Genomic DNA, 24,626 nt, shown 5'->3' on the forward strand with positions numbered 1-24,626 from the left:
AGGAGAACGGGAATGAAGACGATGCTGTTCGCCATCGCGCTGACCGCCGCGATCGCGCGGCCCGCGGCCGCCGAGCCGCCGCAGGCCGGCGACGGGAAACTGGTCGACGAAGATCACATGACGCTGTACGTGTTCGATCACGACGCGCCGGGCAAGAGCACGTGCACCGGCACCTGCGCGGCCAACTGGCCGCCGGCGCTCGCCGACGGATACGACAAGGCGTCGGGCGCACTGAGCCTCGTCACGCGCGACGACGGCAAGAAGCAATGGGCGTACCGCGGCCGTCCGCTATACCGCTGGAAGATGGACCGCAAGGCCGGTGACGCGGGCGGCGACGGCGTCGGCGGCATGTGGCACGTTGCGCGCCCCTGAGAACGGACTGACGGACTGACGGCGCGGCGACGCGCAAGGCATCCGGATGAGCTACGAATCGGACCTGCTGGTGTGGCTGCCGCATCTCACCCGGTATGCGCGCGCGCTGACGGGCGATCGGGCCTGGGCGGACGATCTCGTGCAGGACACGCTCGAGCGCGCGCTGAACCGGCCGCCGCGTGACGGCGGCAACCTGCGCGCGTGGCTGCTGACGCTGTTGCGCCACCGCTTCATCGACCAGTTGCGCGCGCGGCGCGAGATCGCGGTCGACGATGCGACCGCGCCATGGCAGACGATGGCCGCGCCGAACGACGAGATCGGCGGCCTGCTGCTGCGCGACGTGCAGCGCGCGCTGTACCGGCTGCCGGTCGAGCAGCGCGAGGTGCTGCTGCTGGTCGCGCTCGAGGAGCTGAGTTACCGCGACGCCGCACAGGTGCTCGGCGTGCCGGTGGGGACGGTGATGTCGCGGCTGTCACGGGCGCGTGAACAGATGCGTGCGCTGTTGTCCGGCGAGCCGCCGGCGCACGGCGCGGCCGCGTTACGGGTGATCGGGAAGACATGATGGACGACGACGATCCGCGCAAACCTTCGAACGATCGGGACGATGCAGTGTCGGCCCAGCTGCTGTCGGCGCTGCTCGACGGCGAGCTGTCCGGGCAGGAGCGCCGCGAGGTGCTCGAGCGGCTGCGGTCCGATCCGCGGGAGGCCGACCGGTTCGCGCATTACGGCGCGCAGCGCGATGCGTTGCACGCGCTGTTCCCGCTGCCGGCTGCCGCACCCGCGCTGTTCGTGCAGCGGCGCGCGCCGCGCTGGCGTGGCCTTGCCTATGCGTTCGCGGGGCTGGCGGCCGGGCTGGTGATCGGCATCGCGCTGCACGCGGGCTGGACGACGTTCGGCGCCGAGCCGGCATTCGCCGCACGCGCGGACGTCGCTTACGCCGTGTACGCGGCCGAGCGGGAGCACCCGGTCGAGGTCGACGCACGCGATCCGGCGCGCCTTGCCGCGTGGCTGTCTGCGCGTCTCGGGCGGCCCGTGCGCGCGCCGTCGCTCGACGAATACGGCTATGCATTGCTGGGCGGCCGGCTGCTGCCGGGCGACGCGGGGCCGGCGGCGCAATTCATGTACCAGCGCGCGGACGGCAAGCGCGTGACGCTCTACATGACGGCCTACGACGCGCGGCGTTTCGCGCCCCAGGCGATGTCGGCCGACGGCCGCCATACGTATTTCTGGTCGGATCGCGGCATGGGTTTTGCGCTCTCCGGGCGCGCCGACGAACGACGCCTGCGCGAACTCGCGATCGACGCATGCGGCGCGCTCGGCGGGCCGACCGACGCGTGGAAGGGGTGATGCACGCGGCATCCGCAGGGAGCCAATGATGAACGCGAAGGTGGCGATGGTGGCGGTGGCGCTCGCGGCATGCGCCGGGCTCGCGCGGGCGGACGGCGATGCCCCGGTGCGCGTGCCGGTCGACGCCGACGGCGTGCAGCGGGTGGCGATCGTCGGCGGCAGCTATTTCTTTCGCCCGAACCACGTGATTGTCCGCGCGCACGTGCCGGTGGAACTGACCGTATCGGCCGAACCGGGCGTCGTGCCGCACAGTTTCGCGATCGACGCGCCGCAGGCCGGCATCGCGGTGCGCACCGAACTCGGCACGACGCCGCGCACGTTGCGCTTCACGCCGACGGCGCCCGGCCGCTTCGCCTACTATTGCACGCATCGGCTGCTGTTCTTGCGCAGCCATCGCGAGCGCGGAATGGAAGGTGTGCTCGACGTCGAGGCGGCGCCATGATCGCCGCGTTGCTGGCCGCGAGCCTGATAGGAGCGAGCATGACAGCCGACCCCGTGACCGTCGCGCAGACGCATTTCGACCAGGTCCACTCGTACCGCGCGACGATCCGCTCGTCGGCGCGAAGCGGCGAGCACGCCGAATTCCACTATGCGTACCTGAAACCCGGCTTCGTCCGGATGGACTTCGTGTCGCCGCATCACGGCGCGGTTCTCGCGTACGATCCCGGCGACGGCAAGGTCCGGCTGCGCCCGTTCGGCGAGCATGCGCTGCCCGCGCTGACGCTGTCGCCGTCCAATCCGCTCCTGCGCAATCGCAGCGGCCATCGCGTCGACCGGTCGGACGTCGGCGTGCTGCTGCGCAACGTGCATGCGCTGCAGCAGGGCGGTGCGACGGTGACGGAGGGCCAGGAAACCGTCGGCGGCCGCACCACGCTGCGCGTGTCGGTGACGGGCGCACCCGCGCACGTGGTCGACGGCGTGCATCGCTATCGTCTGTGGCTGGACACCGAGGACGGCTTTCCGCTGAAGGTGGTCAGCTTCGCGGACGACGACGGCGCGCCGCTCGAGACGGTCACGCTCGACGACGTCGAGATCGACGTCGCGTTTCCCGCCCGCTTTTTCTCCCCCTGATTCCTGATCCCGACGACTCCTGCCGGAGGCAGCATGGCGGAATACCGGTTTTCGACGACGTGGCGCGTGGACGCGTCGCTCGCGGCGGTCTGGGACGCGATCTACCAGGTCGATCGCTGGCCCGACTGGTGGAAGAGCGCCGTGCGGACCGTCGAGATCGAACCCGGCGATGCGCGCGGCGTCGGCGCGCTGCAGCGTTACACGTGGAAAGGCGCGTTGCCGTACCGGCTGACCTTCGACATGCGCGTGCTGCGCGTCGAGCGGCTGCATGTGCTCGAAGGCCGCGCGAGCGGCGCGATCGAAGGCGACGGCCGCTGGTCGTTCGCCGGCGACGGCACGCGCACCGTCGTGCGCTACGACTGGCACATCCGCACGCGCGAGCGCTGGATGAACTGGCTGGAGCCGGTCGCGCGCCCGCTGTTCGCCTGGAATCACGACGTCGTGATGCGCGAAGGCGCAAAAGGGCTCGCGCGCCGGCTGGGCGCGACGGTCGAGACCGACGGCCGGACGTTCCAGCCGGTCGCCGGCTGTCCGGACATGTGACGATCTCGCGTTCTGTCCCGGCCTCGTTGGCGTCCGAGCGGCCCTTTTCATGCGATACCGGACGACCGCGGGAACTCGGTGCCTGCCCCGTGTCAAATTGGGGCGATGGTCGGGATATCCCGTATCCCGTCCGCTCCCGGTGTGCGAGGTTGATGTGTATGTGACTGTTTTGAATGGCTTTTTTTGATTTATCCCCGTTTTTCCGCCGTTCCGCCCCGCACGAAAAAACCTCCGGCTCCCCTTCTTGAATTTGTCAAAACCCGTCCATATAATTAGCACTCGCTGCACGAGAGTGCTAACAATTCTCTGCCGGGCGACCCGCCGGGCAGATTCCCTAAGCGTTCTTCAATCTCAGTCAAGAGAGGAGTGAATATGAACCTTCGTCCTTTGCACGATCGCGTGATCGTCAAGCGCCTGGATCAGGAAACCAAGACCGCCTCGGGCATCGTGATCCCCGAAGCTGCTGCTGAGAAGCCGGATCAAGGCGAGATCCTCGCGGTCGGCCCGGGCAAGCGTGACGACAAGGGCGCGGCGATCGCGCTCGACGTGAAGGTCGGCGATCGCGTGCTGTTCGGCAAGTACGCTGGTCAGACCGTCAAGGTCGACGGCCAGGAACTGCTGGTCATGCGCGAAGAAGACATCATGGCCGTGGTCAACGCGCAGTAAGCGTCCACCGACGGTACATATTCCCAAGAATTCAAGGAGTTAGAAGATGGCAGCTAAAGACGTCGTATTCGGCGATTCCGCCCGTTCGAAGATGGTCGAAGGCGTGAACATTCTCGCCAACGCAGTCAAGGTCACGCTGGGTCCGAAGGGCCGCAACGTCGTGCTCGAGCGCAGCTTCGGCGGCCCGACGGTCACCAAGGACGGTGTGTCGGTCGCGAAGGAAATCGAGCTGAAGGACAAGCTCCAGAACATGGGCGCGCAAATGGTCAAGGAAGTGGCTTCCAAGACCAGCGACAACGCAGGCGACGGCACGACGACGGCAACCGTCCTCGCGCAATCGATCGTTCGCGAAGGCATGAAGTACGTCGCATCGGGCATGAACCCGATGGACCTGAAGCGCGGCATCGACAAGGCAGTCGCAGCGGCTGTCGAAGAGCTGAAGAAGATCAGCAAGCCGTGCACGACGAACAAGGAAATCGCACAGGTCGGCTCGATCTCGGCGAACAGCGACACGTCGATCGGCGATCGCATCGCTGAAGCGATGGACAAGGTCGGCAAGGAAGGCGTGATCACCGTCGAAGACGGCAAGTCGCTGGCTGACGAACTCGACGTCGTCGAAGGCATGCAGTTCGACCGCGGCTACCTGTCGCCGTACTTCATCAACAACCCGGACAAGCAAGTCGCCGTCCTCGACAACCCGTTCGTGCTGCTGCACGACAAGAAGGTGTCGAACATCCGTGATCTGCTGCCGGTGCTCGAGCAAGTCGCGAAGGCTGGCCGTCCGCTGCTGATCATCGCTGAAGACGTCGAAGGCGAAGCGCTCGCAACGCTGGTCGTCAACAACATCCGCGGCATCCTGAAGACCGTTGCGGTCAAGGCGCCGGGCTTCGGCGATCGTCGCAAGGCGATGCTGGAAGACATCGCGATCCTGACCGGCGGTCAAGTCGTCGCGGAAGAAACCGGCCTGACGCTCGAGAAGGCAACGCTGGCAGAACTGGGCCAGGCGAAGCGCATCGAAGTGGGCAAGGAAAACACGACGATCATCGACGGCGCAGGCGAAGCCGTGAACATCGAAGCGCGCGTCAAGCAAGTTCGCACGCAAATCGAAGAAGCGACGTCGGACTACGACCGTGAAAAGCTGCAAGAGCGCGTGGCCAAGCTGGCCGGCGGCGTGGCAGTGATCAAGGTCGGTGCAGCGACCGAAGTCGAAATGAAGGAAAAGAAGGCACGTGTCGAAGACGCACTGCACGCAACGCGCGCAGCTGTGGAAGAAGGCATCGTGGCAGGCGGCGGCGTTGCGCTGATCCGCGCTCGCACCGCGATCGCAGGCCTGACCGGCGCGAACGCCGACCAGAACGCCGGCATCAAGATCGTGCTGCGCGCAATGGAAGAGCCGCTGCGCCAGATCGTCACGAACGGCGGCGAAGAAGCGAGCGTCGTGGTGGCGGCAGTGGCTGCAGGCACGGGCAACTACGGCTACAACGCAGCAACGGGCGAGTACGTCGACATGGTTGAAGCCGGCGTCGTCGACCCGACCAAGGTCACGCGCACCGCACTGCAGAACGCAGCTTCGGTTGCTGGCCTGCTGCTGACGACGGACGCAGCTGTCGCAGAACTGCCGAAGGAAGATGCACCGATGCCGGGCGGCATGCCGGGCGGCATGGGCGGCATGGGCATGGACATGTAATCGACTTCGGTCGATGGTGTCCGGGGCGCGCAGCGATGCGCGCTCCAGCCAAAGAAAAAGACCCGCAGCGATGCGGGTCTTCAGACTGCTGACAAACCCTCGCCAAGTGCGGGGGTTTGTTTTTTAATGACGTGATGCTGAAGACGCCCATGCCCACGCAGCACGAACTCGAGATGGTGACGCTCGAGGAACTCGTGCCGAAGGACCACCTGCTGCGCCAGATTGACGCGGCGGTGGATTTCGAGTTCATCCGCGCGAAGGTGGCGCATCTGTATTGCGCGGACAACGGGCGGCCGGCGCTCGATCCCGTGGTGATGTTCAAGCTGCTGTTCATTGGCTACCTGTTCGGGGTGCGCAGCGAGCGGCAACTGATGCGCGAGGTTCAGGTCAACGTTGCCTACCGCTGGTTCGCCCGGTTTCGGTTGACCGACAAGGTGCCGGATGCGTCAACGTTCTCGCAGAATCGCCGCCGACGCTTCACGGACACGGCGGTGTATCAGGAGATCTTCGACGAGATTGTGCGGCAGGCGATGAAGCGCGGGTTGGTCGATGGTCGAGTGCTGTACACGGACAGTACGCACCTGAAGGCGAACGCGAACAAGGGCAAGTTCGATGTCGTGAAGCTGGAGCAGACGCCTGCGGCGTACACGGAGGCGCTGAATGCGGCGGTGGACGCGGACCGGGCCGCGCATGGCAAGAAGCCGCTGAATCGCGACGACGACGAACCGCCACCGAGCAAGGACACCAAGATCAGCCGAACCGATCCGAACAGCGGTTACATGGTGCGGGACGACAAGCCCAAAGGGTTCTTCTATCTGGACCACCGCACGGTGGATGCCCGGCACGCGATCATCACCGATACGCATGTGACGCCGGCCTCGGTGCACGACAGCCAGCCGTATCTGGATCGGCTGGATCGCCAGCGCGAGCGCTTTGAGTTCAAGGTCGAGGCGGTGGGGCTGGATGCGGGCTACTTCACGCCGGCGGTATGCCAGGGGCTGGAGGAGCGAGGGATTGCCGGGGTGATGGGCTATCGCACGCCGAACCACAAGCCGGGTATGTTCTACAAACGGCAGTTCAAGTACGACGCGTATCGCAACGAATACGTATGCCCGCAAGGACAGGCGCTGCCGTACAGCACGACCAATCGGGTCGGCTATCGGGAATACAAATCCAATGCGCAGATCTGCGGGCGCTGCCCGGTACGGGCGCAGTGCACGAACAGTGCGAACGCGGTGAAGGTGGTGACGCGCCACGTGTGGGAGCGCGCCAAGGAGAAGGTGGACGCGCGGCGCTTGACCGAATGGGGCCAACGCATTTACGCGCGGCGCAAGGAGACGGTGGAGCGTAGCTTCGCCGATGCCAAGCAACTGCATGGGCACCGTTATGCCCGTATGCGTGGGCTACGCAAGGTGGCCGAGCAGTGCTTGCTGGCCGCGGCGGCACAGAACATCAAGAAGATTGCGATGCTGCTGGCGCGGAAGCGGAAAAAGGGGCCAGCGGGTCCCGATTGGCACTTCGTGCGCATGCTGCTGCGTCTGGTGAGCGGTTTGCGCTGCAGCTTCGACTGCCCGCTCGCGGCGAGCCCGTAATCCTGATCCCAGAAAGACAAAACCCCGCGCTCCGAAAAACGTGGGGTTCGTCAGCAGTCTGAAGACCCGCAGCGATGCGGGTCTTTTTTTATGTGCGCGTAAAAAGGGGCGGACATGCCGCCCCGGCGCGAGGGTGAGCCGCGTGCAACGGCGGCGCAGGGCCGCCGTGCGGGTTCAATGCCGGGCGATCCGCGGCGAGGTTTTGCTGCTTTCCGTCACCGGGCGCCCGCCTTCCTCATCGTTGCTGCGTGCCCAGAAGAACCGGTCGGGCAGGTACGCGCCCATGCCGGGCCGGAACGCGTCGCGCACGGCCTGGTACAGGTATTCCTGCGCCTCGCGCACCGCTTCGGGCGGCTCCTGGCCATTCGCGAGCAGTGCCGCGATCGCCGCGCCGAGCGTATCGGTGATGCCCATCAACCGGTGCGGCGAGCGATCCCACATGTCTTCGCGAAGCTGGCCTTCCTCGCCGTACAGCGTGTTGACGAGCCGGTGCGAGCCCGTCTCCGACGACAGGATGTACTCGCAGCCCTGCGACAGCAGGTGCGACACGGCCGCGTCGAGATTCGGCGCCTCGGCATCGCCGTCCGGCTGCGCGAGCGCGATCAGCGTCGCGTGGTCGGCGACCAGCAGCGTCGTCTGCGGCGCGAGCAGGTCGGCGATCGATTCGCGCAGGTCGTCGGCGGCGAGCACGTGCTCGTCGTCGAGCGTAAAGTCCGGCGCGAGCACGAGCGGCACGCCGTCGTAGTCGGCGACCACTTCGGCGATCGCGCTCACGACTTCCGCGCGCGTCGCCGCGCCGATCTTGAACGCGGCGACCGGCATGTCCTCGAGCAGCATGCGCGCCTGGGCGGCGACGACATCGGGATCGAGACCGGTCACTTCGTCGCAGGCGGCCGAGTCGCGCACGGTATAGCCCGTCAGGACGGACACGCCGTGGCAGCCCATGCTCGCCAGGGTCATCAGATCGGCTTGGAGGCCGGAGCCGCCGGTGGGATCGGACAGGCCGAAGGTGAGGACGATCGGAGGGGCGTTGCTGGACATGTAAAAATGGGGCAAGAAAAAAACGGGGAAGCGACGGAACTGCGGACGGCGAGGCGAAGTGGGCGTTTGGGCCCTGTGTTGCCCGGCAGGCCGCACTTTCCAGCCATTATGCGGCGGAATCCGGCCCGCACGACGGATTTTTTAGCGCAGCGCAACGTAGTCGCCGTACTCCAGCGCGATTGCTAGGCAGTCCGGCCCCGACACGGTACCATCATGGCTCCCGAATTTACCGACTTTTCCCGACGCGGCTTAAGATGGAATACAAGAGCTGGATGTGCCTGATTTGTGGCTGGATTTATGACGAAGAAGCCGGGCTGCCCGAAGAGGGCATCGCCCCGGGCACGCGCTGGGAAGACGTCCCGATCAACTGGACGTGCCCCGAATGCGGCGCTCGCAAGGAAGACTTCGAGATGGTCCAGATCTGACCGGACCCTTGGCCAACGGACACCCGGCTGCGGCCTCGCGGTTGCCCGGTGCTTGCGCGCCGAGGCCGGCGCGAGCGACTTGACGATGACAGGCGCGCGTGTCCATGACGGCCGATCCGGCGAACGTTCCCCACCCTGACGCATTACCCAACCCGCGCGGCGGGGCCGTGCGCGCGGCCGACGCGTGGCTCGCGGCGGCCGCCGACGCATTCGAGCGTCGCGACGACGCGGCCGCGCCGCTGTCGGCCGCTGCCGCCGTGCTGGCGGAGGCCGGCTGGCTGCCGGCCGCCCGATTCGCGGGGCAACTCGCCGCCGCGGCGCCGCTCGTCGCCGCTGAGCCGGCTTGCGCCGCCTGGCGCCTCGCGTTGCGCGATTTCAGCGCGGCGGTCGGGCGCCACAATCTGCGCGAGCTGGCCTGCTCGCCAGTCCTGTTCGACCATTTCCGTGCGCTGCGTGCGCAAGGCTCGACGGACCTCCACGCGAGCGTGCCGCTCGACGCGCTGGCACTCGTCGGGCGCGCGACGCCGCCGGCGACGCTGCGCGCGTTGCCCGACGCATTCGCGAGCCGCGCGCGGGCCCGTTACGAGCAGGCGCTGCTCGGCGTGCTGCGCGCGCCGCACGGCACGCCGGACGCGGCGCTCGACGAGCTCGACACGACCCTGACCGCGCTGGCCGACGACGCGCCGTACGACTTCTGGCGGCTCGCCGCCGCATGCCTGCGCGCGCTGCGCGCGTGTGCCGCGCCCGAACTGAAGCGTTTCCTCGCACGGACCAACCTGCTGCTCGGCGAGCACGCGCAGGGCAGGCGCAGCGCGCCGCCGGCGCTCGTGCGCGAGACGGTTGCGTTGCTGTGGCGCGATTTCGCGCTGTTCGGCGCGGCCGCGGAAGACGTCGCGCTCGTCGACGTGCTGCACGACTATGGACTGACCGTCGACTGGCACGTCGCCGGCACGCCCGCGTCCGAGGCGCTGTGGGAAGCCGGCGCGGCGCAGGCCGAGCATGAGGCAGTCGCGGCGGCGCCCACCCGCATGCTCGGCGTCGTGACCGTCAATGCGCACGCGTATGAGGATTTCCTGCAGACGGCCGACGCGTCGATGGCCGATCTGGCCGTTGATGCAGGTGCGGCCGATGCGGGGGCCGCATGGCGCGCATCCGCGGCCGCCTACCGGGTCGGTACGGCCGCATGCGCGCTCGGGCTTGGTCACGCGGCGCTGCTGGCCGACACGCTCGGGCTCGCGTGGCGCCGTGCCGCACACGGCCTGCCGCTCGCCGACGGCGGGCTCGACGCGCACGGCCGGGCATCCGACCTGCTGCGCGGCGCGCTGCTGAAGATCGCCGCGGGGGTGGCGCCGCCGGACCTGACCGCGGCGTCCGAGGCGCTCGGCGCGGCGCTCGCCCGGACCTGATGCGCAACGGGGCGCGACCGCGGCGGCAGCCCTTGCCGCGCGGGCCGGCAACACGCTGCCGACAGCGCCCGCGCGCGTGTTAGAGTGCCATGTGATCCGCGCGCGTCGTTGCCAGCGTCGTGCGGCGTTGCTTGTTGATCGCGGCCCGGTCAGGCCGCGGCGTCTTTGCTAAAATTCAAACCATGTCAAAGCCTTCCGATCGCATCAATCTCACCAACCAGTTCCTGATCGCCATGCCGAACATGGCGGATCCGACGTTTTCGGGAACGGTGGTCTATCTTTGCGATCACAGCGAGCGCGGTGCGCTCGGCCTCGTCATCAATCGGCCCACCGACATCGACCTCGAATCGCTGTTCAGCCGCATCGACCTGAAGCTCGACATCGAGCCGCTGCTGCACATTCCCGTGTACTTCGGCGGCCCGGTCCAGACCGAGCGCGGCTTCGTGCTGCACGAGCCGGTCGAGGGCGCGAACTACAACTCGTCCATGTCGGTCGAGGGCGGGCTCGAGATGACGACGTCGAAGGACGTGCTCGAGGCGGTCGCGACGGGCACCGGCCCGAAGCGCTTCCTGCTGACGCTCGGCCACGCCGGCTGGGGCGCCGGGCAGCTCGAGGAAGAAATTTCCCGCAACGGCTGGCTGACGGTCGCCGCCGATCCGCGCATCGTGTTCGACACGCCGGCCGAGGAGCGTTTCGAAGCCGCACTTGGCCTGCTCGGCGTCAGCTCGTCGATGCTGTCCGGCGAAGCAGGGCACGCATGAGCGGCGCGAGCGCGCGCGATGCGACGCTCCTGGCGTTCGATTACGGCGAGAAGCGGATCGGCGTCGCGATCGGCAATGCGCTGACGCGCTCGGCTCGCGCCCTCGTCGTGATTCCCAACCTGAACCGCGAGCACCGCTTCAAGGCGGTCGGCGAACTGCTGGCCGAATGGCGGCCGGACGCGCTCGTCGTCGGCCTGCCGATGCATCCGGACGGCACGCCGCACGACATGACGCAGCAGGCGAAGCGTTTCGGCAACCAGCTGAACGGCCGCTTCGGGCTGCCCGTCACGTGGGTCGACGAACGCTATTCGTCGGTCGAGGCCGAGGCCGGGCTCCGCGAGCGCAACGTGCGCGGGCGCGCACGCGCCGAGATGCTCGATGCCGAGGCCGCGCGCGTGATCCTTCAACAGTATCTCGATCAATTGTCCGACCATGAGCACCATTGATGCCGACGCGCTCTACCGCGTCCTGCTCGACCAGATCCGCGACGCATACGGCACGGCCTTCGCCGAGCCGGGCGGCCCGCGGCTCGCCGGCATTCACAGCGGCGGCGCCTGGCTCGCCGAGCGCCTCGCGCGCGATCTCGGCGCGCCGGGATTCGGCGTCGTGAACGTCGCGCTGCATCGCGACGACTACGCGAAGAAGGGGCTGCACAGCCAGGCGAGCCCCACGTCGCTGCCGTTCGAGGTCGACGGCGCGCGCATCGTGCTCGTCGACGACGTGCTGTACACCGGCCGCACCGTGCGCGCCGCGCTCAACGAACTGTTCGACTACGGCCGTCCGGCCGCGGTCGAGCTTGCGGTGCTCGCCGATCGCGGCGGCCGCGAACTGCCGGTCGCCGCGCGTTTCGCGGGCGGCACCCTCGATGTGCCGGCCGATGCGACGCTCGTGCTCGCGCGCGACGAAGCCGCGCAGCTCACGCTGCGCATCGAGGCGCACGGCGCCTGAGCGAACCGCGCAACCGTATCCCGGGCCGCCGGTTCGTACCGCGGCCCGTTTGCATAGTTGGAATCACGCACACCATGACCACCGACACCACTGGCCGCACCGGCAATCCCGCCGCGGCCGCGAGCCCCGAGCGGTTCCGCTACGGTTTCCTGAAGGGCAACCCGCAGCTCACGAAAAACGGCGAGTTGAAACACCTGCTGTCGATCGAGGGCCTGCCGCGCTCGATCGTCAACCACATCCTCGACACGGCCGAGCAGTTCGTCAGCGTGACGGACCGCGAGGTGAAGAAGGTGCCGCTCCTGCGCGGCAAGTCGGTGTTCAACCTGTTCTTCGAGAACTCGACGCGCACGCGCACGACCTTCGAGATCGCCGCGACGCGCCTGTCGGCCGACGTGCTGAACCTGAACATCAACGCGTCGTCGACGAGCAAGGGCGAGTCGCTGCTCGACACGATCAACAACCTGTCGGCGATGCATGCCGACCTGTTCGTCGTGCGCCATGCGTCGAGCGGCGCGCCGTACCTGATCGCCGAGCACTGCGCGCCGCACGTGCACGTGATCAACGCGGGCGACGGCCGGCACGCGCACCCGACGCAGGGCCTGCTCGACATGTACACGATCCGTCACTACAAGCGCGACTTCACGAAGCTGCGCGTGGCGATCGTCGGCGACATCCTGCATTCGCGCGTCGCGCGCTCGGACATCCACGCGCTCACTACGCTCGGCGTGCCGGAAGTGCGCGCGATCGGCCCGCGCACGCTGCTGCCGGGCGGCCTCGAGCAAATGGGCGTGAAGGTGTTCCACAACCTCGACGAAGGCCTGAAGGGCGTCGACGTGATCATCATGCTGCGCCTGCAGAACGAGCGGATGAGCGGCGCGTTGCTGCCGTCCGCGCAGGAATATTTCAAGACCTGGGGCCTGACGCCCGAGCGCCTCGCGCTCGCCGCGCCCGACGCGATCGTGATGCACCCGGGCCCGATGAACCGCGGCGTCGAGATCGACTCGCAGGTCGCCGACGGCCCGCAGTCGGTGATCCTCAACCAGGTCACGTTCGGCATCGCCGTGCGGATGGCGGTGATGGGCATCGTCGCCGGCAACAGCGACTGAGCCCGCTTTCGCGCATCCTTATTCACGCAATCAACGCATTTACAGACAGCGCATGAAGATTCATATCAAAGGCGGCACGCTGATCGACCCGGTCGCCGGCACCGAGCGGCAGGCCGACGTATTCGTCGCGGACGGCAAGATCGCCGCGCTCGCGGCAGCAGGTACGGCGCCGGCCGGTTTCGACGCGGACAAGACGATCGACGCGTCGGGCCTGATCGTCGCGCCCGGTCTCGTCGACCTGTGCGCGCGGCTGCGCGAGCCCGGCTACGAGCACAAGGCGACGCTCGCGTCCGAGATGGCCGCGGCCGTCGCGGGCGGCGTGACGACCCTCGTGTGCCCGCCGGACACCGACCCCGTGCTCGACGAGCCGGGCCTCGTCGAGATGCTCAAGTTCCGTGCCCGCAACCTGCACCAGGCGAACGTCCATCCGCTCGGCGCGCTCACCGTCGGCCTCAAGGGCGAAGTGATCACCGAGATGGTCGCGCTGACCGAATCGGGCTGCGTCGGCTTCACGCATGCGAACGTGCCGGTGCGCGACACGCAGGTGCTGCTGCGCGCGCTGCAATACGCGAGCACCTACGGTTACACGACGTGGCTGCGTCCGCTCGACGCGTTCATCGGCCGCGGCGGCGTCGCCGCGAGCGGCGCGCTCGCGTCGCGGCTCGGGCTGGCCGGCGTGCCGGTCGCGGCCGAGACGATCGCGCTGCACACGATCTTCGAACTGATGCGCGTGACGGGCGCGCGCGTGCACCTTGCGCGCCTGTCGTCGGCGGCCGGCCTTGCGCTCGTGCGTGAAGCGAAGGCCGAGGGGCTGCCCGTGACGTGCGACGTCGGCGTGAACCACCTGCACCTGATCGACGTCGACATCGGCTACTTCGATTCGCAGTTCCGGCTGGACCCGCCACTGCGCGGCGAGCGCGATCGCGAAGCGATCCGCGCGGCGCTCGCCGACGGCACGATCGATGCGATCTGCTCCGATCACACGCCGGTCGACGACGACGAGAAGTTGCTGCCGTTCGCCGAGGCGACACCCGGAGCGACGGGGCTCGAACTGTTGTTGTCGCTGACGGTGAAGTGGGCCGATGAAACCGGCACGCCGCTCGCGCAGGCGCTGCGCCGCATCACGGCCGCGCCGGCCGACGTGCTGCAGTTGCCGGCGGGCCGCCTGGCCGAAGGCGGCGCGGCCGACCTGTGCGTGTTCGACCCGCGCGCGCACTGGCGCGTCGAGCCGCGCGTGCTGAAGAGCCAGGGCCACAACTCGCCGTTCCTCGGCTACGAACTGCCGGCCTGCGTGCGTGCGACGCTCGTGGCGGGGCAGGTCGCGTTCGAGCGTCACTGAACCCAGCCGGATCTTCGCCATGACCGCTTTTCGCAAGCTGCGTCTCGTCTTTCACCTGCTGCGCGGCATGGCGATCGTCGCGCTGCGCTTTTCGCATGTCACGCCCGCGCGCCGCGCCGAAATGACGCGCCGCTGGTCGCTCAAGATGCTGCGGATCTGCGGGATGCGCCTCGTCGTCCACAACGACGGCGCGCGGCTCGACGCGAGCGCGCTCGTGGTCGGCAATCACGTGTCGTGGCTCGACATCTACGCGATCAACGCATGGCGGCCGACGCCGTTCGTGTCGAAGGCCGAGGTGCGGCAGTGGCCGGTCGTCGGCTGGCTCGCCGAGAAGCTCGATACCGTGTTCCTGCAGCGCGAGAAGCGTACCGAGGCGATGCGGATCATGCACGAGATGGCCGAGCGCCTGCGCGGCGGCGGGCTGATGTGCGTGTTTCCGGAAGGCACCACGTCGGACGGGCAGGCGCTGCTGCCGTTCCATGCGAACCTGTTCCAGGCCGCGGTGTCGGCCGGCTGCGCGGTGCAGCCGGTCTGCCTGATGTACGAGGACGCGCAGCGGCGGCAGTCGGTCGCGCCGGCCTACACGGGCGAACTGTCGCTCGGGATGTCGCTCGACATGGTGTTGCGCGGCGGCCCGCTCGTCGCGCATCTCTACGTGTGCGAGCCGATCGCGCCGGGCGGTGATCGGCGCACGACGTCGGCGGCGGCCCGCGATGCGATCGCCGCCGCGCTGGCGACGTTGCAGGAGAAGGTCGGCAAGCCGTCAGCCGAGTCGCTCGCGGAACTGCAGAAGCATGCGTATCCGGCGACCGAGCTCGGTGGCGGTGCGGCGGGTGAGGCGGCGGCCGAGGAGCCGGTGCCGGGGCGCGAAGGCTGAGCGCGCGGATGCGTTCGCGCGCAGTGCCGCGCGTGCCGGTTTGTCAGCGTGTCACTCGCCGCCCGGCGTGCGGCACGCGTCGCACTGCACCTGCGTGACCGTACGCTGTGCCGGGTCGGCCGTCAGTCGCACGGCCGACAGCTGATTTCCCCATACGCACCCCGAATCGAGCGCGACGACGTTGTCGCGCAGCATCAGGCCGAGCGCGGCCCAGTGACCGAACACCACCGTTACGTTTTCGGTGCGGCGCGCCGGCACGTCGAACCACGGCAGGTAGCCCGGTGGCGCGCTGTCGGGGCCGCCGTTCGTCTTGAACTCCATCGCGCCATCGGGCGTGCAGAACCGCAAGCGCGTGAACGCGTTGAACGCGACGCGCATGCGGTCGCGTTTTTTCAGGTTCGGACTCCATTGATTCGGTTCGTTGCCGTACAGGCCTTGAAGCGTGTCGCGCCAGTCGGGGGCGCGCAGTGCGCGCTGGAGTTCGTCAGCGAGTTCGAGCGCGAGCGATGTGTCCCATTGCGGCAGTACGCCCGCGTGCACGAGCAGCATGTCGTTTTCGAAGTGCGCGAATGGGCGGTGGCGGACCCAGTCCAGCAGTGCGTCGGCGTCGGGGGCGTCGAGGATTTCGCCGATCGTGTCGCCCGGGCGTTCGGTGCGGATGCCGGCTGACACCGCCAGCAGATGGAGGTCGTGGTTGCCGAGCACGACGGTCGCGCGCGGGCCGAGGTCGACCAGCGCGCGCAGCGCGGCGAGGGAGTCGGGGCCGCGGTTGACGATGTCGCCGGCGATCCAGAGCGGGGTGTCGGCGGGGGCTGAAAGCTTTTCGGACAGCGACTGGAAAGCTGAATGACAGCCTTGGATGTCGCCGATGGCGATGGGGGTGCGGGTCATGAGAGGCGGATCCTGCGGGTTTCCCGGAAAAAAGAAAAGTAATCGGAATTCAGCGTGATTTTTTGGTCAATGTTCTCGGAAATGCGCTTGATTTGGTGGGAAATTCCGTTGCCGGCAAGGGTGCGAAGCGCTGTATCAAGTTGTTAGCAGCATGGCTTTTGCGCCGCGCGGCTCCCTATAATTGTCGTTTTCCCGAACAAAATTAGCATTTCATGACTTTGGCGGACATGTCGACCGGTTAAAATTCCCCGGTCTGATCTGGCGACCATCGCCAAGTGCTTCGAATTTTGACGTGGCGACCGCCTGGAGGCGTCCGCCGCGCATTACTACTGAGGGAGTCTCATGATTCTGGTTACGGGCGGCGCGGGCTTTATCGGTGCCAACTTTGTACTCGACTGGCTGCGCGATTCCGACGAGGCCGTGCTCAATGTCGACAAGCTGACCTATGCCGGCAACCTCCGTACGCTGCAGTCACTGGACGGCAATCCGAAACATGTGTTCGCACGCGTCGACATCTGCGATCGTACCGCGCTCGACGCACTGTTCGCCGAGCACAAGCCGCGCGCCGTGCTGCACTTCGCCGCAGAAAGCCACGTCGACCGCTCGATCCACGGCCCGGCCGATTTCGTACAGACCAACGTCGTTGGCACGTTCACGCTGCTGGAAGCCGCCCGCCAATACTGGAACGGCCTGAACGACGCTGACAAGGCGGCGTTCCGCTTCCTGCACGTATCGACCGACGAAGTGTTCGGCTCGCTGTCCGCGACCGACCCGCAATTCTCCGAGACGACGCCGTACGCACCGAACAGCCCGTATTCCGCGACCAAGGCCGGCTCGGATCATCTGGTGCGCGCTTACCACCACACGTACGGCCTGCCGACGTTGACGACCAACTGTTCGAACAACTACGGCCCGTACCAGTTCCCCGAGAAGCTGATCCCGCTGATGATCGCGAACGCGCTCGCCGGCAAGCCGCTGCCCGTGTACGGCGACGGCCAGAACGTGCGCGACTGGCTCTATGTGGGCGACCACTGCAGCGCGATCCGCGAAGTGCTGGCGCGCGGCGTGCCGGGCGAGACGTACAACGTCGGCGGCTGGAACGAGAAGAAGAACCTCGAGGTCGTGCATACGCTGTGCGATCTGCTCGACAAGGCGCGCCCGAAGGCGGCCGGTTCGTATCGCGACCAGATTACTTACGTGACGGATCGCCCGGGCCACGATCGCCGCTATGCGATCGATGCGCGCAAGCTCGAGCGTGAACTTGGCTGGAAGCCGGCGGAAACGTTCGAAACGGGCTTGGCAAAGACTGTCGACTGGTATCTCGACAACCAGGTGTGGGTCGACGAAGTCGCGTCGGGCGAGTACCGCAAGTGGGTCGAAACCAACTACGCGAAGCGCGCTTGAGGAGACACGCGATGGCACGTAAAGGCATCATCCTCGCGGGCGGTTCGGGCACGCGGCTGTATCCGATCACGCACGTCGTCTCGAAGCAACTGCTGCCGGTGTACGACAAGCCGATGATCTACTACCCGCTGTCGACGTTGATGGTCGCCGGCATTCGCGATGTGCTGATCATCTCGACGCCGCAGGACACGCCGCGCTTCGAGTCGATGCTCGGCGACGGCAGCCAGTGGGGGATGAACATCCAGTATGCGGTGCAGCCGTCGCCCGATGGCCTCGCGCAGGCGTTCATCATCGGCAAGGAATTCGTCGGCAACGATCCGTCGGCGCTGATTCTCGGCGACAACATCTTCTACGGCCACGATCTCGCGAAGCAGCTCGAGCGTGCGAACGCGCAGGAAGCCGGCGCGACTGTGTTCGCGTATCACGTGCACGATCCAGAGCGTTATGGTGTCGTCGAGTTCGACAAGTCGTTCCGCGCGCTGTCGATCGAAGAGAAACCGGCGCAGCCGCGTTCGAACTACGCGGTGACCGGCCTGTACTTCTACGACAACCGGGTGTGCGACATCGCGGCCGACATCAAGCCGTCGCCGCGTGGCGAGCTGGAAATCACCGATGTCAATTCGCGGTATCTGAAGGACGGTGCGCTCAACGTCGAGATCATGGGGCGCGGCTATGCGTGGCTCGATACCGGCACGCACGATTCGCTGATCGAGGCGGCCAGCTTCATCGCGACGCTGCAGAAGCGGCAGGGTCTCGTGGTCGCGTGCCCGGAAGAGATTGCCTACCGCCGCAACTGGATCGACGCGGAGCAAGTGCTGAAGCTGGCACAGCCGCTCTCGAAAAACGCGTACGGGCAGTACCTCAAGAACATTCTCACGGATCAAGTCGCATGGCCATCCAAGTAACGGCGACGGCGCTGCCCGAAGTCAAGATCATCGAGCCGAAAGTGTTCGGCGACGCGCGCGGGTTTTTCCTCGAGACCTTCAATGCACGGGAGTTTGCCGAGCAAGTGGAGCCGGGTGTTGAGTTCGTGCAGGACAATCACTCGCGTTCGTCGAAGGGTGTGATGCGCGGTCTGCACTATCAAATCCAGCATGCCCAGGGCAAGCTGGTGCGCGTAGTCGAAGGCGAAGTCTTCGACGTCGCGGTCGATATTCGCAAGAGCTCTCCCAATTTCGGAAAGTGGGTCGGTGTCCATCTGTCGGCCGACAACCATCGGCAGGTGTGGGTGCCCCCCGGCTTCGCGCATGGGTTTGTCGTGTTGTCGGAGTCGGCGCAGTTTCTCTACAAGACCACCGATTATTGGTTCCCGGAGTATGAGCGGAGCATCGTCTGGAACGATCCGGAGATCGGCATTGAATGGCCAATCGATTTCGAGCCGCTGCTGGCCGCGAAGGATGCCGCGGGCAAGCGATTGAGCGACGCCGACGTTTATGCCTGAAACCGCCAACATGAATCAGGAACCAACGATCCTCGTCACGGGTGTCAATGGCCAGGTCGGATTCGAGCTGCTGGGCGCACTGCAGGGCCTCGGCCGTGTCGTGTCGTGCGACCGGTCGATGCTCGATCTGTCCGATCTCGATCGCCTGCGTACGCTGGTGCGGGAACTGAAGCCGTCGATCATCGTGAATCCGGCCGCCTATACGGCCGTCGACAAGGCGGAATCCGACGTTGCGGCGGCACGCAGGCTGAATGCCGACGTCCCGCGAGTCTTTGCGGAAGAGGCGGCGCGCAGCGGTGCGACGCTGATTCACTATTCGACCGACTACGTGTTCGATGGCACCAAGGCGGACGCGTATGTGGAGGCCGACCCGACGAATCCTCAGAATGTGTACGGGCTGACGAAGCTCGAGGGCGAGCAGGCGATTGCCGCGACCGGGTGCGCGCATCTGATCCTGCGCACGAGCTGGGTATACGGCCGGCGTGGCAAGAATTTTCTACTGACGATGCTTAAGCTTGGCTGCGAGCGGCCGGAACTGCGCGTCGTGGCGGATCAGGTCGGTGCACCTACTTGGTCCAGGACGATTGCCGCGGCTACGTCACATCTTGTGGCTCAGGGCTTGGCAGCCCAGGATTCTGAATGGTGGGCGAAGCGCTCCGGCGTCTACCACCTTACGGCGGCCGGTGCGACCTCGTGGCATGGTTTCGCTGAAGCCATTTTTGCGGCCGCGATGGGCGAGAAAGCGCCGAAGGTCGTGCCGATTCCGGCGAGTGACTATCCGGTGCCTGCGAAGCGCCCGTCCAATTCGCGAATGGCGCTCGACAAGCTGACCAAGACGTTCGGTTTGCGGATGCCCGCCTGGGATGATGCGCTGCGGCTTTGTCTGAGTGAGTAACGCCATCGGACATGCCGCAACCGGAGAACGAGCGGGCATCGTCGTCGTCTTCTACCGTCCTGACCGCGCGTGCGTGTTGCACGCGAACCGGCTTGCGCAGGTGTGGCCGTGCGTGGTCGTTGATAATACAGAGCAAGTATCTGGTGCAGCGACGTTGGGTCTCGACCCGCAGGTCGATTATGTGGCGAACGGCGCCAACCTGGGTATCGCGACAGCGCTCAACCAAGGCATCGGGCGTCTGGTCGAAGCGGGTTGCACAAGCGCGATCCTGCTCGATCAGGATAGCCGGCCTGCTGCGCAGTTGTTGACGGAGCTTCCGCGAACGCTCGCGGCCGAGCGTGCCCGTAATGCACGCGTGGCAGTTGTCGGGCCCGCATATGAAGATGGCCGTCTGGGCGGTGTCGCACCTTTTGTCCGTTTCGGATTTCTGAAGTTGAAGCGGATCGAACCGACCGGTACGCAATCGATCGGTGTCGACTTTCTGATCACGTCGGGTTCATGCGTGAATCTCGCCGTCTGGCATGACGTCGGCCCGATGGATGAGTCGTTGTTTATCGACTTCGTAGATCTGGAGTGGTGCGTTCGTGCGCGCGCGAAGGGGTATGCGGTATTGGGCGCACCGGCTCTGAGGCTGGCGCATGAACTCGGCGGCGAACCTGTGCGCGTATTTGGCAGGAATTATCCGGGGCACGGCCCGGTGCGTCACTACTATCTGTTTCGCAACGCTGTAGCGCTGATCAAACGGGATTACGTGCCCTGGAGCTGGAAATCGACGGAGCTCGTGAAAATGCCGTTCCGGCTCGCGATCTACGGCCTGTTCATGCGTCCCCGCTTGATGCATCTGCGGTTGTCGTTTCTGGGCATCTGGCACGGGTTCATTGGTCGTACCGGGGCGCTTTGATACCGTGCCGCCGTCGCTTCTCGAATTGCATTTATTCATACTTGAAGGCTTGCATGTTGACTCAATCACTCGCTGACCTCAAACAAAGCATCGCGTCGTGGCGATTGTGGACACTGCTCGGCTGGCTCGAAATCCGGCAACGGTATGCGCGTTCGCGTTTGGGACCGTTCTGGCTCACGATCAGCATGGGCGTGATGATCACGTCGCTGGGTGTCGTATACGGCACGCTGTTCGGGCAGAAGCTGAACGAATACCTGCCTTTCCTGGCATCCAGCATCGTTCTTTGGGGCTTGTTTTCACAGATCATCCAGGAAGGAAGCATTGCGTACATCAATAGCGCGTCGTACATCCGCCAGATGGCCACGCCGAAACTGATCTACATGCTGCAGGTAGTGTGGCGAAATCTGATCGTGCTCGCACATAACTTCGTCATCATCATTGTGTTGCTGGCGATCTTTGGCGTGAAGGAATGGGAGATCCTGCCTCTCTTCATCCCCGGCCTGTTGATCTACATACTGAACGCATTGTGGATCGGGATGCTTGCCGGGTTGTTGTCCGCTCGCTTCCGTGATCTGCCGCAGATCATCGCAGCGTTGCTCCAAGTCGCGTTCTACGTCACCCCGATCATTTTCCGTCCGGAGTCTCTGAACCGTTTTTCGTTCATCGTCGAATGGAACCCGCTCACCTATCTGATCGCTGTCGTGCGCGGTCCGCTGATCGGACAGATGCCGAGCACGCTGACCTGGACAGTCGCGATCGGCATGGCAGTCATCGGATGGCCGCTCGCGCTGCTGCTGACCGGACGCTTCCTGAAGCGTATTCCGTACTGGGTGTGAGGAACAGGATATGGCATACATCGAACTGAAGAACGTAACCCTCGACCTGCCGATTTACGACGTCCAGGGGCGCTCCCTGAAGAAGCAGGTGCTTCGCATGGGCCGGCGCAACCGAATCGCTGAAGGTAGCGACGGCGTGATTGTCGTGCGTGCGCTCGACGACGTGAATGTGCGTTTCGAACGCGGCGACCGGGTCGGGCTGATCGGCCACAACGGCGCAGGAAAGTCGACACTGCTCCGTGCAATGGCCGGCATCTATCCTCCCACGGCTGGCGCGCTGACACGTGTAGGAAAGGTGGTGCCGCTGCTGGATATCAGCTTGGGCATGGACGAGAACTCGACCGGAATGCAGAACATCCGGTTGCGTGGCTTGCTGCTCGGGATGTCGGACGAGGAAATTCGAGCGAAGGAGCGGGAAATCGCCGAATTTTGCGAGTTGGGCGATTATCTTGACCTGCCGATTCGTACGTACTCCAACGGGATGCGAGTGCGGCTCGCATTCGCCGTGTCGACCGCAGTCGATGCCGAGATTCTGTTGCTCGACGAAGTGATGGGAGTTGGAGACTCATCGTTCATGCACAAAGCCGAAACCCGATTGGCCGATCTGCACAGCCGGGCTGAAATCGTTGTGCTTGCAATGCACTCGAACGCGGAAATTCGCAAGGTCTGCAATAAGGCGCTCTGGATGGAGCGCGGACGGGTGCAGGCGTTTGGCCCCGTCGAAGAGGTGGTTTCCGCGTACGAGAAGAAAGTCGCCGGATAGTCGTGGGCCGGCGCGGTTGGATCGCAAGACTGATGAATGGCGAAAGATTCTCGGAGGTTTCCGGATTGAGGAGCGGCTACCGAGATTCTTTCCCGGCTTACCTGAAGAGGCCGGCCGAGCGTGCCAACTTTGCGTTGTTCTCGCAGATTGCGATCGAATGGAGCGCGATGCGCAAGCAATGTTTCCGGATCTTGCCTGAACAGGAGAAATTTGCGAAAGATATGGCGTCAGCACTTCGTTTACGGCAGACTTTGCCAAGTAAAGTTGGCAGTATTACGAAATATTTCCAAAATTCTGACGCTCTCCCGACACCTCATGTCGTTCAGATCCCCAGAACCCGGGGGCGATCCCCGTCTCCGTCAAGCACGCTTGGAGTGTGGGGCGCGATCGAGCATATTCACTCACTCTTCCGAGCCGCAAGCAAGAGATCGGCATACCGAACGTTCGCTGGCTTACATGGAAGCATCACGAAACAACACGTATTATTTGCCAGGATATGACGTCGAATAATATCTATGTAACCAAGCCAATGTTGCCTGACATTGATCAGTTGATTTCCGGAATCAAGGAAATTTACGAGCGAGGGGTGGTAACGAACGCCGGGCCGCTGCATCAGCGGCTGGAGAAGGACCTGCATGCCCGTCTGGGTGGCGCCGAGTTCGTGCTGTTCAACAACGGTACCTCCGCGCTGCTGGCTGCGCTGGCAAGTCTAGATTTGCCGAAGGGGGCCGAGGTCATTACGACACCCTTCACATTCGCGGCGACCAGCCACGTTATTTCGCTGATGGGTCTCGTACCCGTATTCGTCGATATCGATCCGACGTACATGACTATCGACGTCAACGCGATCGAGGCGAAGATCACCGAGAAGACGCGTTGCGTGCTTGCCGTCCATGTGTACGGCTACCCGTGCGATGTCTACGCACTCGAGAAACTCGCAAAGACGCACGACCTGAAGCTGGTCTATGATGCCGCGCACGCGTTCGGCGTGAAAGTTGATGGTCGTGACATCGGCAGCTTCGGCGATGTGACGGCCTATTCATTCCATGCAACGAAGCTGTTCAATTCGATCGAAGGCGGAGCGCTATCCCTGGCGAACGCCGAGCTTGCGCAGGCCGCCAAGGATTTCCGAAATTTCGGAATCAGAAGCGAAGAGGTCGTTGCCGCGGTCGGGATGAACGGCAAGATGAGCGAACTGCACGCGCTCTTCGGCGACCTCAATCTTCGACTGGTCGACGAGCAGATTGCCGCGCGCAAGAAGGTAGCGGCAATCTACCATGAGATTTTGGGCGATGAGCCCGAAATCGAGATCGTGCCGTTGCCGGACAACGTGGTCGGCTCCTACCAGTATTTTCCAGTCAGGATTCGCGGTTTCCGGGATTTGGTCTACGAAGGCCTGAAGATGGAGCACATCTTCGCGCGCAAGTATTTTTATCCCTTGGTGACCGATTTCGAATGCTATCGGGACGCACACGATAGCCGCGAGTTGCCGAATGCAGTCCAGGCTGCGCAGGAAGTCCTGTGCTTGCCGTTCTACGGCGAACTGTACAGTCACGATGCGACACGTATCGCACAATGTATCGTCCAACTCCTGAAAGAAGCGCGGGCAAAGCAGTCGTGAAAACAGCCTTGATGCAGCCGTATTTCTTTCCGTACCTCGGTTACTTTGACCTTGTCGTGTCGTCGGATCTTTTCGTGTTCTACGACGATGCGGCTTTCTCGAAGAACTCTTGGTACAACCGGAACCGGATTCTGGCACCGAACAAGGAGTGGGAGTACGTTCGAGTATCCGTGCAGGGCGCTCCGCTGGGAACGCCTGTCAAGGAAATCAGGCTGAGTAACAAGGCCGGAGATCTCGCCAGGACGAACAGCTTACTGCAGGCGTATCGACGTGCTCCCTACTACAAGGATGTCGTTGCTCTGGTAAACGAAACGTTCGAGTCGAGTGACGATCATCTGGCAAACGCCGCCGCGAATTCAATCAAGCGCTCGGCAGCCTACCTCGGACTCGACTGCCGCTTTACTCGATCGAGCGAGCTCGAGTACGCGCGCGATCAGGACGCGGTTCAGAAGGTCATCGGCGTCTGCAAGGCGGTCGGGGCCACGCAGTATGTGAATCTTCCGGGGGGGCGCGAACTCTACGACCCCGAGGTGTTTTCTCGGCAGGGCCTTGAGCTGAGCTTTACGCCTGTATTGGATCTGACCTACCCGGTATCCGGGTTCGATTTCGTTCCGAGTCTTTCGATCATCGATGTTCTGATGTGGTGTGCACCGCAGAGCATTTGTTCGTACCTTATTTCGCGCAGAGCATAAC

The 24,626-nt window shown here is 65.0% G+C and carries 28 protein-coding genes; 26 read left to right on the plus strand and 2 right to left on the minus strand.

Annotated elements, in window-relative coordinates:
• Positions 1–12 precede the first annotated feature (12 nt).
• The 9 genes from U4Z64_RS11580 (at position 13) to U4Z64_RS11620 (ending at position 7,278) form a co-directional block, all read left to right on the plus strand.
• A complete protein-coding gene (locus U4Z64_RS11580; protein ID WP_321805309.1) occupies positions 13–372 on the plus strand; it encodes a hypothetical protein in 360 nt (119 codons plus the stop codon).
• A 46-nt stretch (positions 373–418) separates the two neighbouring features.
• Positions 419–934 carry a sigma-70 family RNA polymerase sigma factor gene (locus U4Z64_RS11585; protein WP_044846302.1) on the plus strand — a complete coding sequence of 172 codons (516 nt, stop codon included), beginning with the start codon at positions 419–421 and terminating at the stop codon, positions 932–934.
• Positions 934–1,719, plus strand: coding sequence for an anti-sigma factor family protein (locus U4Z64_RS11590; protein WP_415750564.1), 786 nt, complete (start codon positions 934–936; stop codon positions 1,717–1,719). Before U4Z64_RS11585 ends, U4Z64_RS11590 begins: the two co-directional genes overlap by 1 nt.
• Positions 1,720–1,747: 28 nt before the next feature.
• Positions 1,748–2,161 carry a quinol oxidase gene (locus tag U4Z64_RS11595; protein ID WP_321820014.1) on the plus strand — a complete coding sequence of 138 codons (414 nt, stop codon included), beginning with the start codon at positions 1,748–1,750 and terminating at the stop codon, positions 2,159–2,161.
• Positions 2,158–2,790, plus strand: a complete 633-nt coding sequence (locus U4Z64_RS11600; protein WP_124522837.1) for a LolA family protein — start codon at positions 2,158–2,160, stop codon at positions 2,788–2,790. Before U4Z64_RS11595 ends, U4Z64_RS11600 begins: the two co-directional genes overlap by 4 nt.
• A gap of 33 nt (positions 2,791–2,823) precedes the next feature.
• A complete protein-coding gene (locus U4Z64_RS11605) occupies positions 2,824–3,333 on the plus strand; it encodes an SRPBCC family protein (protein WP_321820015.1) in 510 nt (169 codons plus the stop codon).
• A 372-nt stretch (positions 3,334–3,705) separates the two neighbouring features.
• On the plus strand, positions 3,706–3,999 hold the full coding sequence (gene groES, locus U4Z64_RS11610) for a co-chaperone GroES (protein WP_014897904.1): 294 nt from the start codon (positions 3,706–3,708) through the stop codon (positions 3,997–3,999).
• A 46-nt stretch (positions 4,000–4,045) separates the two neighbouring features.
• Positions 4,046–5,686: a chaperonin GroEL gene (groL, locus tag U4Z64_RS11615; RefSeq protein WP_044846298.1), complete on the plus strand. Its 1,641-nt coding sequence runs from the start codon at positions 4,046–4,048 to the stop codon at positions 5,684–5,686.
• A 134-nt stretch (positions 5,687–5,820) separates the two neighbouring features.
• Positions 5,821–7,278, plus strand: coding sequence for an IS1182 family transposase (locus U4Z64_RS11620; RefSeq protein ID WP_321820016.1), 1,458 nt, complete (start codon positions 5,821–5,823; stop codon positions 7,276–7,278).
• A 174-nt stretch (positions 7,279–7,452) separates the two neighbouring features.
• Here the strand turns inward: U4Z64_RS11620 and U4Z64_RS11625 are convergent, their stop codons facing one another.
• A complete protein-coding gene (locus tag U4Z64_RS11625; RefSeq protein WP_044846297.1) occupies positions 7,453–8,319 on the minus strand; it encodes a hydroxymethylpyrimidine/phosphomethylpyrimidine kinase in 867 nt (288 codons plus the stop codon).
• A 254-nt stretch (positions 8,320–8,573) separates the two neighbouring features.
• Between U4Z64_RS11625 and U4Z64_RS11630 the strand changes: the two genes are divergently transcribed.
• The 8 genes from U4Z64_RS11630 (at position 8,574) to U4Z64_RS11665 (ending at position 15,181) form a co-directional block, all read left to right on the plus strand.
• A complete protein-coding gene (locus U4Z64_RS11630) occupies positions 8,574–8,744 on the plus strand; it encodes a rubredoxin (RefSeq protein WP_004186709.1) in 171 nt (56 codons plus the stop codon).
• Between the two features lie 104 nt (positions 8,745–8,848).
• Complete coding sequence (locus tag U4Z64_RS11635) at positions 8,849–10,150, plus strand: hypothetical protein (RefSeq protein WP_321820017.1); 1,302 nt, start codon at positions 8,849–8,851, stop codon at positions 10,148–10,150.
• 182 nt (positions 10,151–10,332) lie between these two features.
• A complete protein-coding gene (locus tag U4Z64_RS11640) occupies positions 10,333–10,911 on the plus strand; it encodes a YqgE/AlgH family protein (protein ID WP_044846295.1) in 579 nt (192 codons plus the stop codon).
• Positions 10,908–11,357, plus strand: coding sequence for a Holliday junction resolvase RuvX (gene ruvX / locus U4Z64_RS11645; RefSeq protein WP_059820149.1), 450 nt, complete (start codon positions 10,908–10,910; stop codon positions 11,355–11,357). The genes U4Z64_RS11640 and ruvX overlap by 4 nt, the downstream gene beginning before the upstream one ends.
• Positions 11,344–11,859 carry a bifunctional pyr operon transcriptional regulator/uracil phosphoribosyltransferase PyrR gene (pyrR, locus tag U4Z64_RS11650; protein WP_059538920.1) on the plus strand — a complete coding sequence of 172 codons (516 nt, stop codon included), beginning with the start codon at positions 11,344–11,346 and terminating at the stop codon, positions 11,857–11,859. The genes ruvX and pyrR overlap by 14 nt, the downstream gene beginning before the upstream one ends.
• 74 nt (positions 11,860–11,933) lie before the next feature.
• On the plus strand, positions 11,934–12,965 hold the full coding sequence (locus U4Z64_RS11655; RefSeq protein WP_044846292.1) for an aspartate carbamoyltransferase catalytic subunit: 1,032 nt from the start codon (positions 11,934–11,936) through the stop codon (positions 12,963–12,965).
• A gap of 52 nt (positions 12,966–13,017) precedes the next feature.
• Positions 13,018–14,304, plus strand: coding sequence for a dihydroorotase (locus tag U4Z64_RS11660; RefSeq protein ID WP_321820018.1), 1,287 nt, complete (start codon positions 13,018–13,020; stop codon positions 14,302–14,304).
• 19 nt (positions 14,305–14,323) lie between these two features.
• Positions 14,324–15,181, plus strand: a complete 858-nt coding sequence (locus U4Z64_RS11665; protein ID WP_321820019.1) for a lysophospholipid acyltransferase family protein — start codon at positions 14,324–14,326, stop codon at positions 15,179–15,181.
• Between the two features lie 51 nt (positions 15,182–15,232).
• Here the strand turns inward: U4Z64_RS11665 and U4Z64_RS11670 are convergent, their stop codons facing one another.
• Positions 15,233–16,072: a symmetrical bis(5'-nucleosyl)-tetraphosphatase gene (locus U4Z64_RS11670; RefSeq protein WP_044846289.1), complete on the minus strand. Its 840-nt coding sequence runs from the start codon at positions 16,070–16,072 to the stop codon at positions 15,233–15,235.
• A 342-nt stretch (positions 16,073–16,414) separates the two neighbouring features.
• Here U4Z64_RS11670 and rfbB point away from each other — a divergent pair, with 342 nt between their 5' ends.
• From rfbB to U4Z64_RS11715, 9 genes are all read left to right on the plus strand, one after another.
• Positions 16,415–17,476 (plus strand): dTDP-glucose 4,6-dehydratase, encoded by a 1,062-nt coding sequence (gene rfbB / locus U4Z64_RS11675; RefSeq protein WP_321820020.1) that lies wholly within the window; start codon positions 16,415–16,417, stop codon positions 17,474–17,476.
• Between the two features lie 11 nt (positions 17,477–17,487).
• Positions 17,488–18,381: a glucose-1-phosphate thymidylyltransferase RfbA gene (rfbA, locus tag U4Z64_RS11680; protein ID WP_321820021.1), complete on the plus strand. Its 894-nt coding sequence runs from the start codon at positions 17,488–17,490 to the stop codon at positions 18,379–18,381.
• Positions 18,366–18,917, plus strand: coding sequence for a dTDP-4-dehydrorhamnose 3,5-epimerase (gene rfbC / locus U4Z64_RS11685; protein ID WP_321820022.1), 552 nt, complete (start codon positions 18,366–18,368; stop codon positions 18,915–18,917). Before rfbA ends, rfbC begins: the two co-directional genes overlap by 16 nt.
• Before the next feature lie 10 nt (positions 18,918–18,927).
• Complete coding sequence (gene rfbD, locus U4Z64_RS11690) at positions 18,928–19,812, plus strand: dTDP-4-dehydrorhamnose reductase (protein WP_321820023.1); 885 nt, start codon at positions 18,928–18,930, stop codon at positions 19,810–19,812.
• Complete coding sequence (locus U4Z64_RS11695) at positions 19,805–20,713, plus strand: glycosyltransferase family 2 protein (RefSeq protein ID WP_321820024.1); 909 nt, start codon at positions 19,805–19,807, stop codon at positions 20,711–20,713. The genes rfbD and U4Z64_RS11695 overlap by 8 nt, the downstream gene beginning before the upstream one ends.
• Before the next feature lie 53 nt (positions 20,714–20,766).
• A complete protein-coding gene (locus tag U4Z64_RS11700) occupies positions 20,767–21,549 on the plus strand; it encodes an ABC transporter permease (RefSeq protein ID WP_321820025.1) in 783 nt (260 codons plus the stop codon).
• 10 nt (positions 21,550–21,559) lie between these two features.
• Positions 21,560–22,312 (plus strand): ABC transporter ATP-binding protein, encoded by a 753-nt coding sequence (locus tag U4Z64_RS11705; protein ID WP_321820026.1) that lies wholly within the window; start codon positions 21,560–21,562, stop codon positions 22,310–22,312.
• Positions 22,313–22,841: 529 nt separating this feature from the next.
• Positions 22,842–23,933, plus strand: coding sequence for a DegT/DnrJ/EryC1/StrS family aminotransferase (locus U4Z64_RS11710; protein WP_321820027.1), 1,092 nt, complete (start codon positions 22,842–22,844; stop codon positions 23,931–23,933).
• Positions 23,930–24,625: a WbqC family protein gene (locus U4Z64_RS11715; protein ID WP_321820028.1), complete on the plus strand. Its 696-nt coding sequence runs from the start codon at positions 23,930–23,932 to the stop codon at positions 24,623–24,625. Before U4Z64_RS11710 ends, U4Z64_RS11715 begins: the two co-directional genes overlap by 4 nt.
• The last annotated feature ends 1 nt before the right edge of the window (position 24,626 follow it).

The organism is Burkholderia sp. BCC1996, from assembly GCF_905339955.1.
Lineage (GTDB): Bacteria > Pseudomonadota > Gammaproteobacteria > Burkholderiales > Burkholderiaceae > Burkholderia.

Bases quoted from the DNA above. Each gene is read 5' to 3' on its own strand.
- U4Z64_RS11600 (WP_124522837.1), top strand. From the start codon at position 2,158: ATGATCGCCGCGTTGCTGGCCGCGAGCCTGATAGGAGCGAGCATGACA.
- U4Z64_RS11670 (WP_044846289.1), bottom strand. From the start codon at position 16,072: ATGACCCGCACCCCCATCGCCATCGGCGACATCCAAGGCTGTCATTCA.
- rfbD (WP_321820023.1), top strand. From the start codon at position 18,928: ATGAATCAGGAACCAACGATCCTCGTCACGGGTGTCAATGGCCAGGTC.
- U4Z64_RS11710 (WP_321820027.1), top strand. From the start codon at position 22,842: ATGTTGCCTGACATTGATCAGTTGATTTCCGGAATCAAGGAAATTTAC.
- U4Z64_RS11585 (WP_044846302.1), top strand. From the start codon at position 419: ATGAGCTACGAATCGGACCTGCTGGTGTGGCTGCCGCATCTCACCCGG.
- U4Z64_RS11665 (WP_321820019.1), top strand. From the start codon at position 14,324: ATGACCGCTTTTCGCAAGCTGCGTCTCGTCTTTCACCTGCTGCGCGGC.
- rfbB (WP_321820020.1), top strand. From the start codon at position 16,415: ATGATTCTGGTTACGGGCGGCGCGGGCTTTATCGGTGCCAACTTTGTA.
- U4Z64_RS11630 (WP_004186709.1), top strand. From the start codon at position 8,574: ATGGAATACAAGAGCTGGATGTGCCTGATTTGTGGCTGGATTTATGAC.
- U4Z64_RS11605 (WP_321820015.1), top strand. From the start codon at position 2,824: ATGGCGGAATACCGGTTTTCGACGACGTGGCGCGTGGACGCGTCGCTC.
- U4Z64_RS11655 (WP_044846292.1), top strand. From the start codon at position 11,934: ATGACCACCGACACCACTGGCCGCACCGGCAATCCCGCCGCGGCCGCG.
- U4Z64_RS11635 (WP_321820017.1), top strand. From the start codon at position 8,849: ATGACGGCCGATCCGGCGAACGTTCCCCACCCTGACGCATTACCCAAC.
- rfbA (WP_321820021.1), top strand. From the start codon at position 17,488: ATGGCACGTAAAGGCATCATCCTCGCGGGCGGTTCGGGCACGCGGCTG.
- rfbC (WP_321820022.1), top strand. From the start codon at position 18,366: ATGGCCATCCAAGTAACGGCGACGGCGCTGCCCGAAGTCAAGATCATC.
- groL (WP_044846298.1), top strand. From the start codon at position 4,046: ATGGCAGCTAAAGACGTCGTATTCGGCGATTCCGCCCGTTCGAAGATG.
- U4Z64_RS11595 (WP_321820014.1), top strand. From the start codon at position 1,748: ATGAACGCGAAGGTGGCGATGGTGGCGGTGGCGCTCGCGGCATGCGCC.
- pyrR (WP_059538920.1), top strand. From the start codon at position 11,344: ATGAGCACCATTGATGCCGACGCGCTCTACCGCGTCCTGCTCGACCAG.
- U4Z64_RS11660 (WP_321820018.1), top strand. From the start codon at position 13,018: ATGAAGATTCATATCAAAGGCGGCACGCTGATCGACCCGGTCGCCGGC.
- U4Z64_RS11705 (WP_321820026.1), top strand. From the start codon at position 21,560: ATGGCATACATCGAACTGAAGAACGTAACCCTCGACCTGCCGATTTAC.
- U4Z64_RS11625 (WP_044846297.1), bottom strand. From the start codon at position 8,319: ATGTCCAGCAACGCCCCTCCGATCGTCCTCACCTTCGGCCTGTCCGAT.
- U4Z64_RS11620 (WP_321820016.1), top strand. From the start codon at position 5,821: ATGCTGAAGACGCCCATGCCCACGCAGCACGAACTCGAGATGGTGACG.
- U4Z64_RS11640 (WP_044846295.1), top strand. From the start codon at position 10,333: ATGTCAAAGCCTTCCGATCGCATCAATCTCACCAACCAGTTCCTGATC.
- ruvX (WP_059820149.1), top strand. From the start codon at position 10,908: ATGAGCGGCGCGAGCGCGCGCGATGCGACGCTCCTGGCGTTCGATTAC.
- U4Z64_RS11580 (WP_321805309.1), top strand. From the start codon at position 13: ATGAAGACGATGCTGTTCGCCATCGCGCTGACCGCCGCGATCGCGCGG.
- U4Z64_RS11590 (WP_415750564.1), top strand. From the start codon at position 934: ATGGACGACGACGATCCGCGCAAACCTTCGAACGATCGGGACGATGCA.
- U4Z64_RS11700 (WP_321820025.1), top strand. From the start codon at position 20,767: ATGTTGACTCAATCACTCGCTGACCTCAAACAAAGCATCGCGTCGTGG.
- groES (WP_014897904.1), top strand. From the start codon at position 3,706: ATGAACCTTCGTCCTTTGCACGATCGCGTGATCGTCAAGCGCCTGGAT.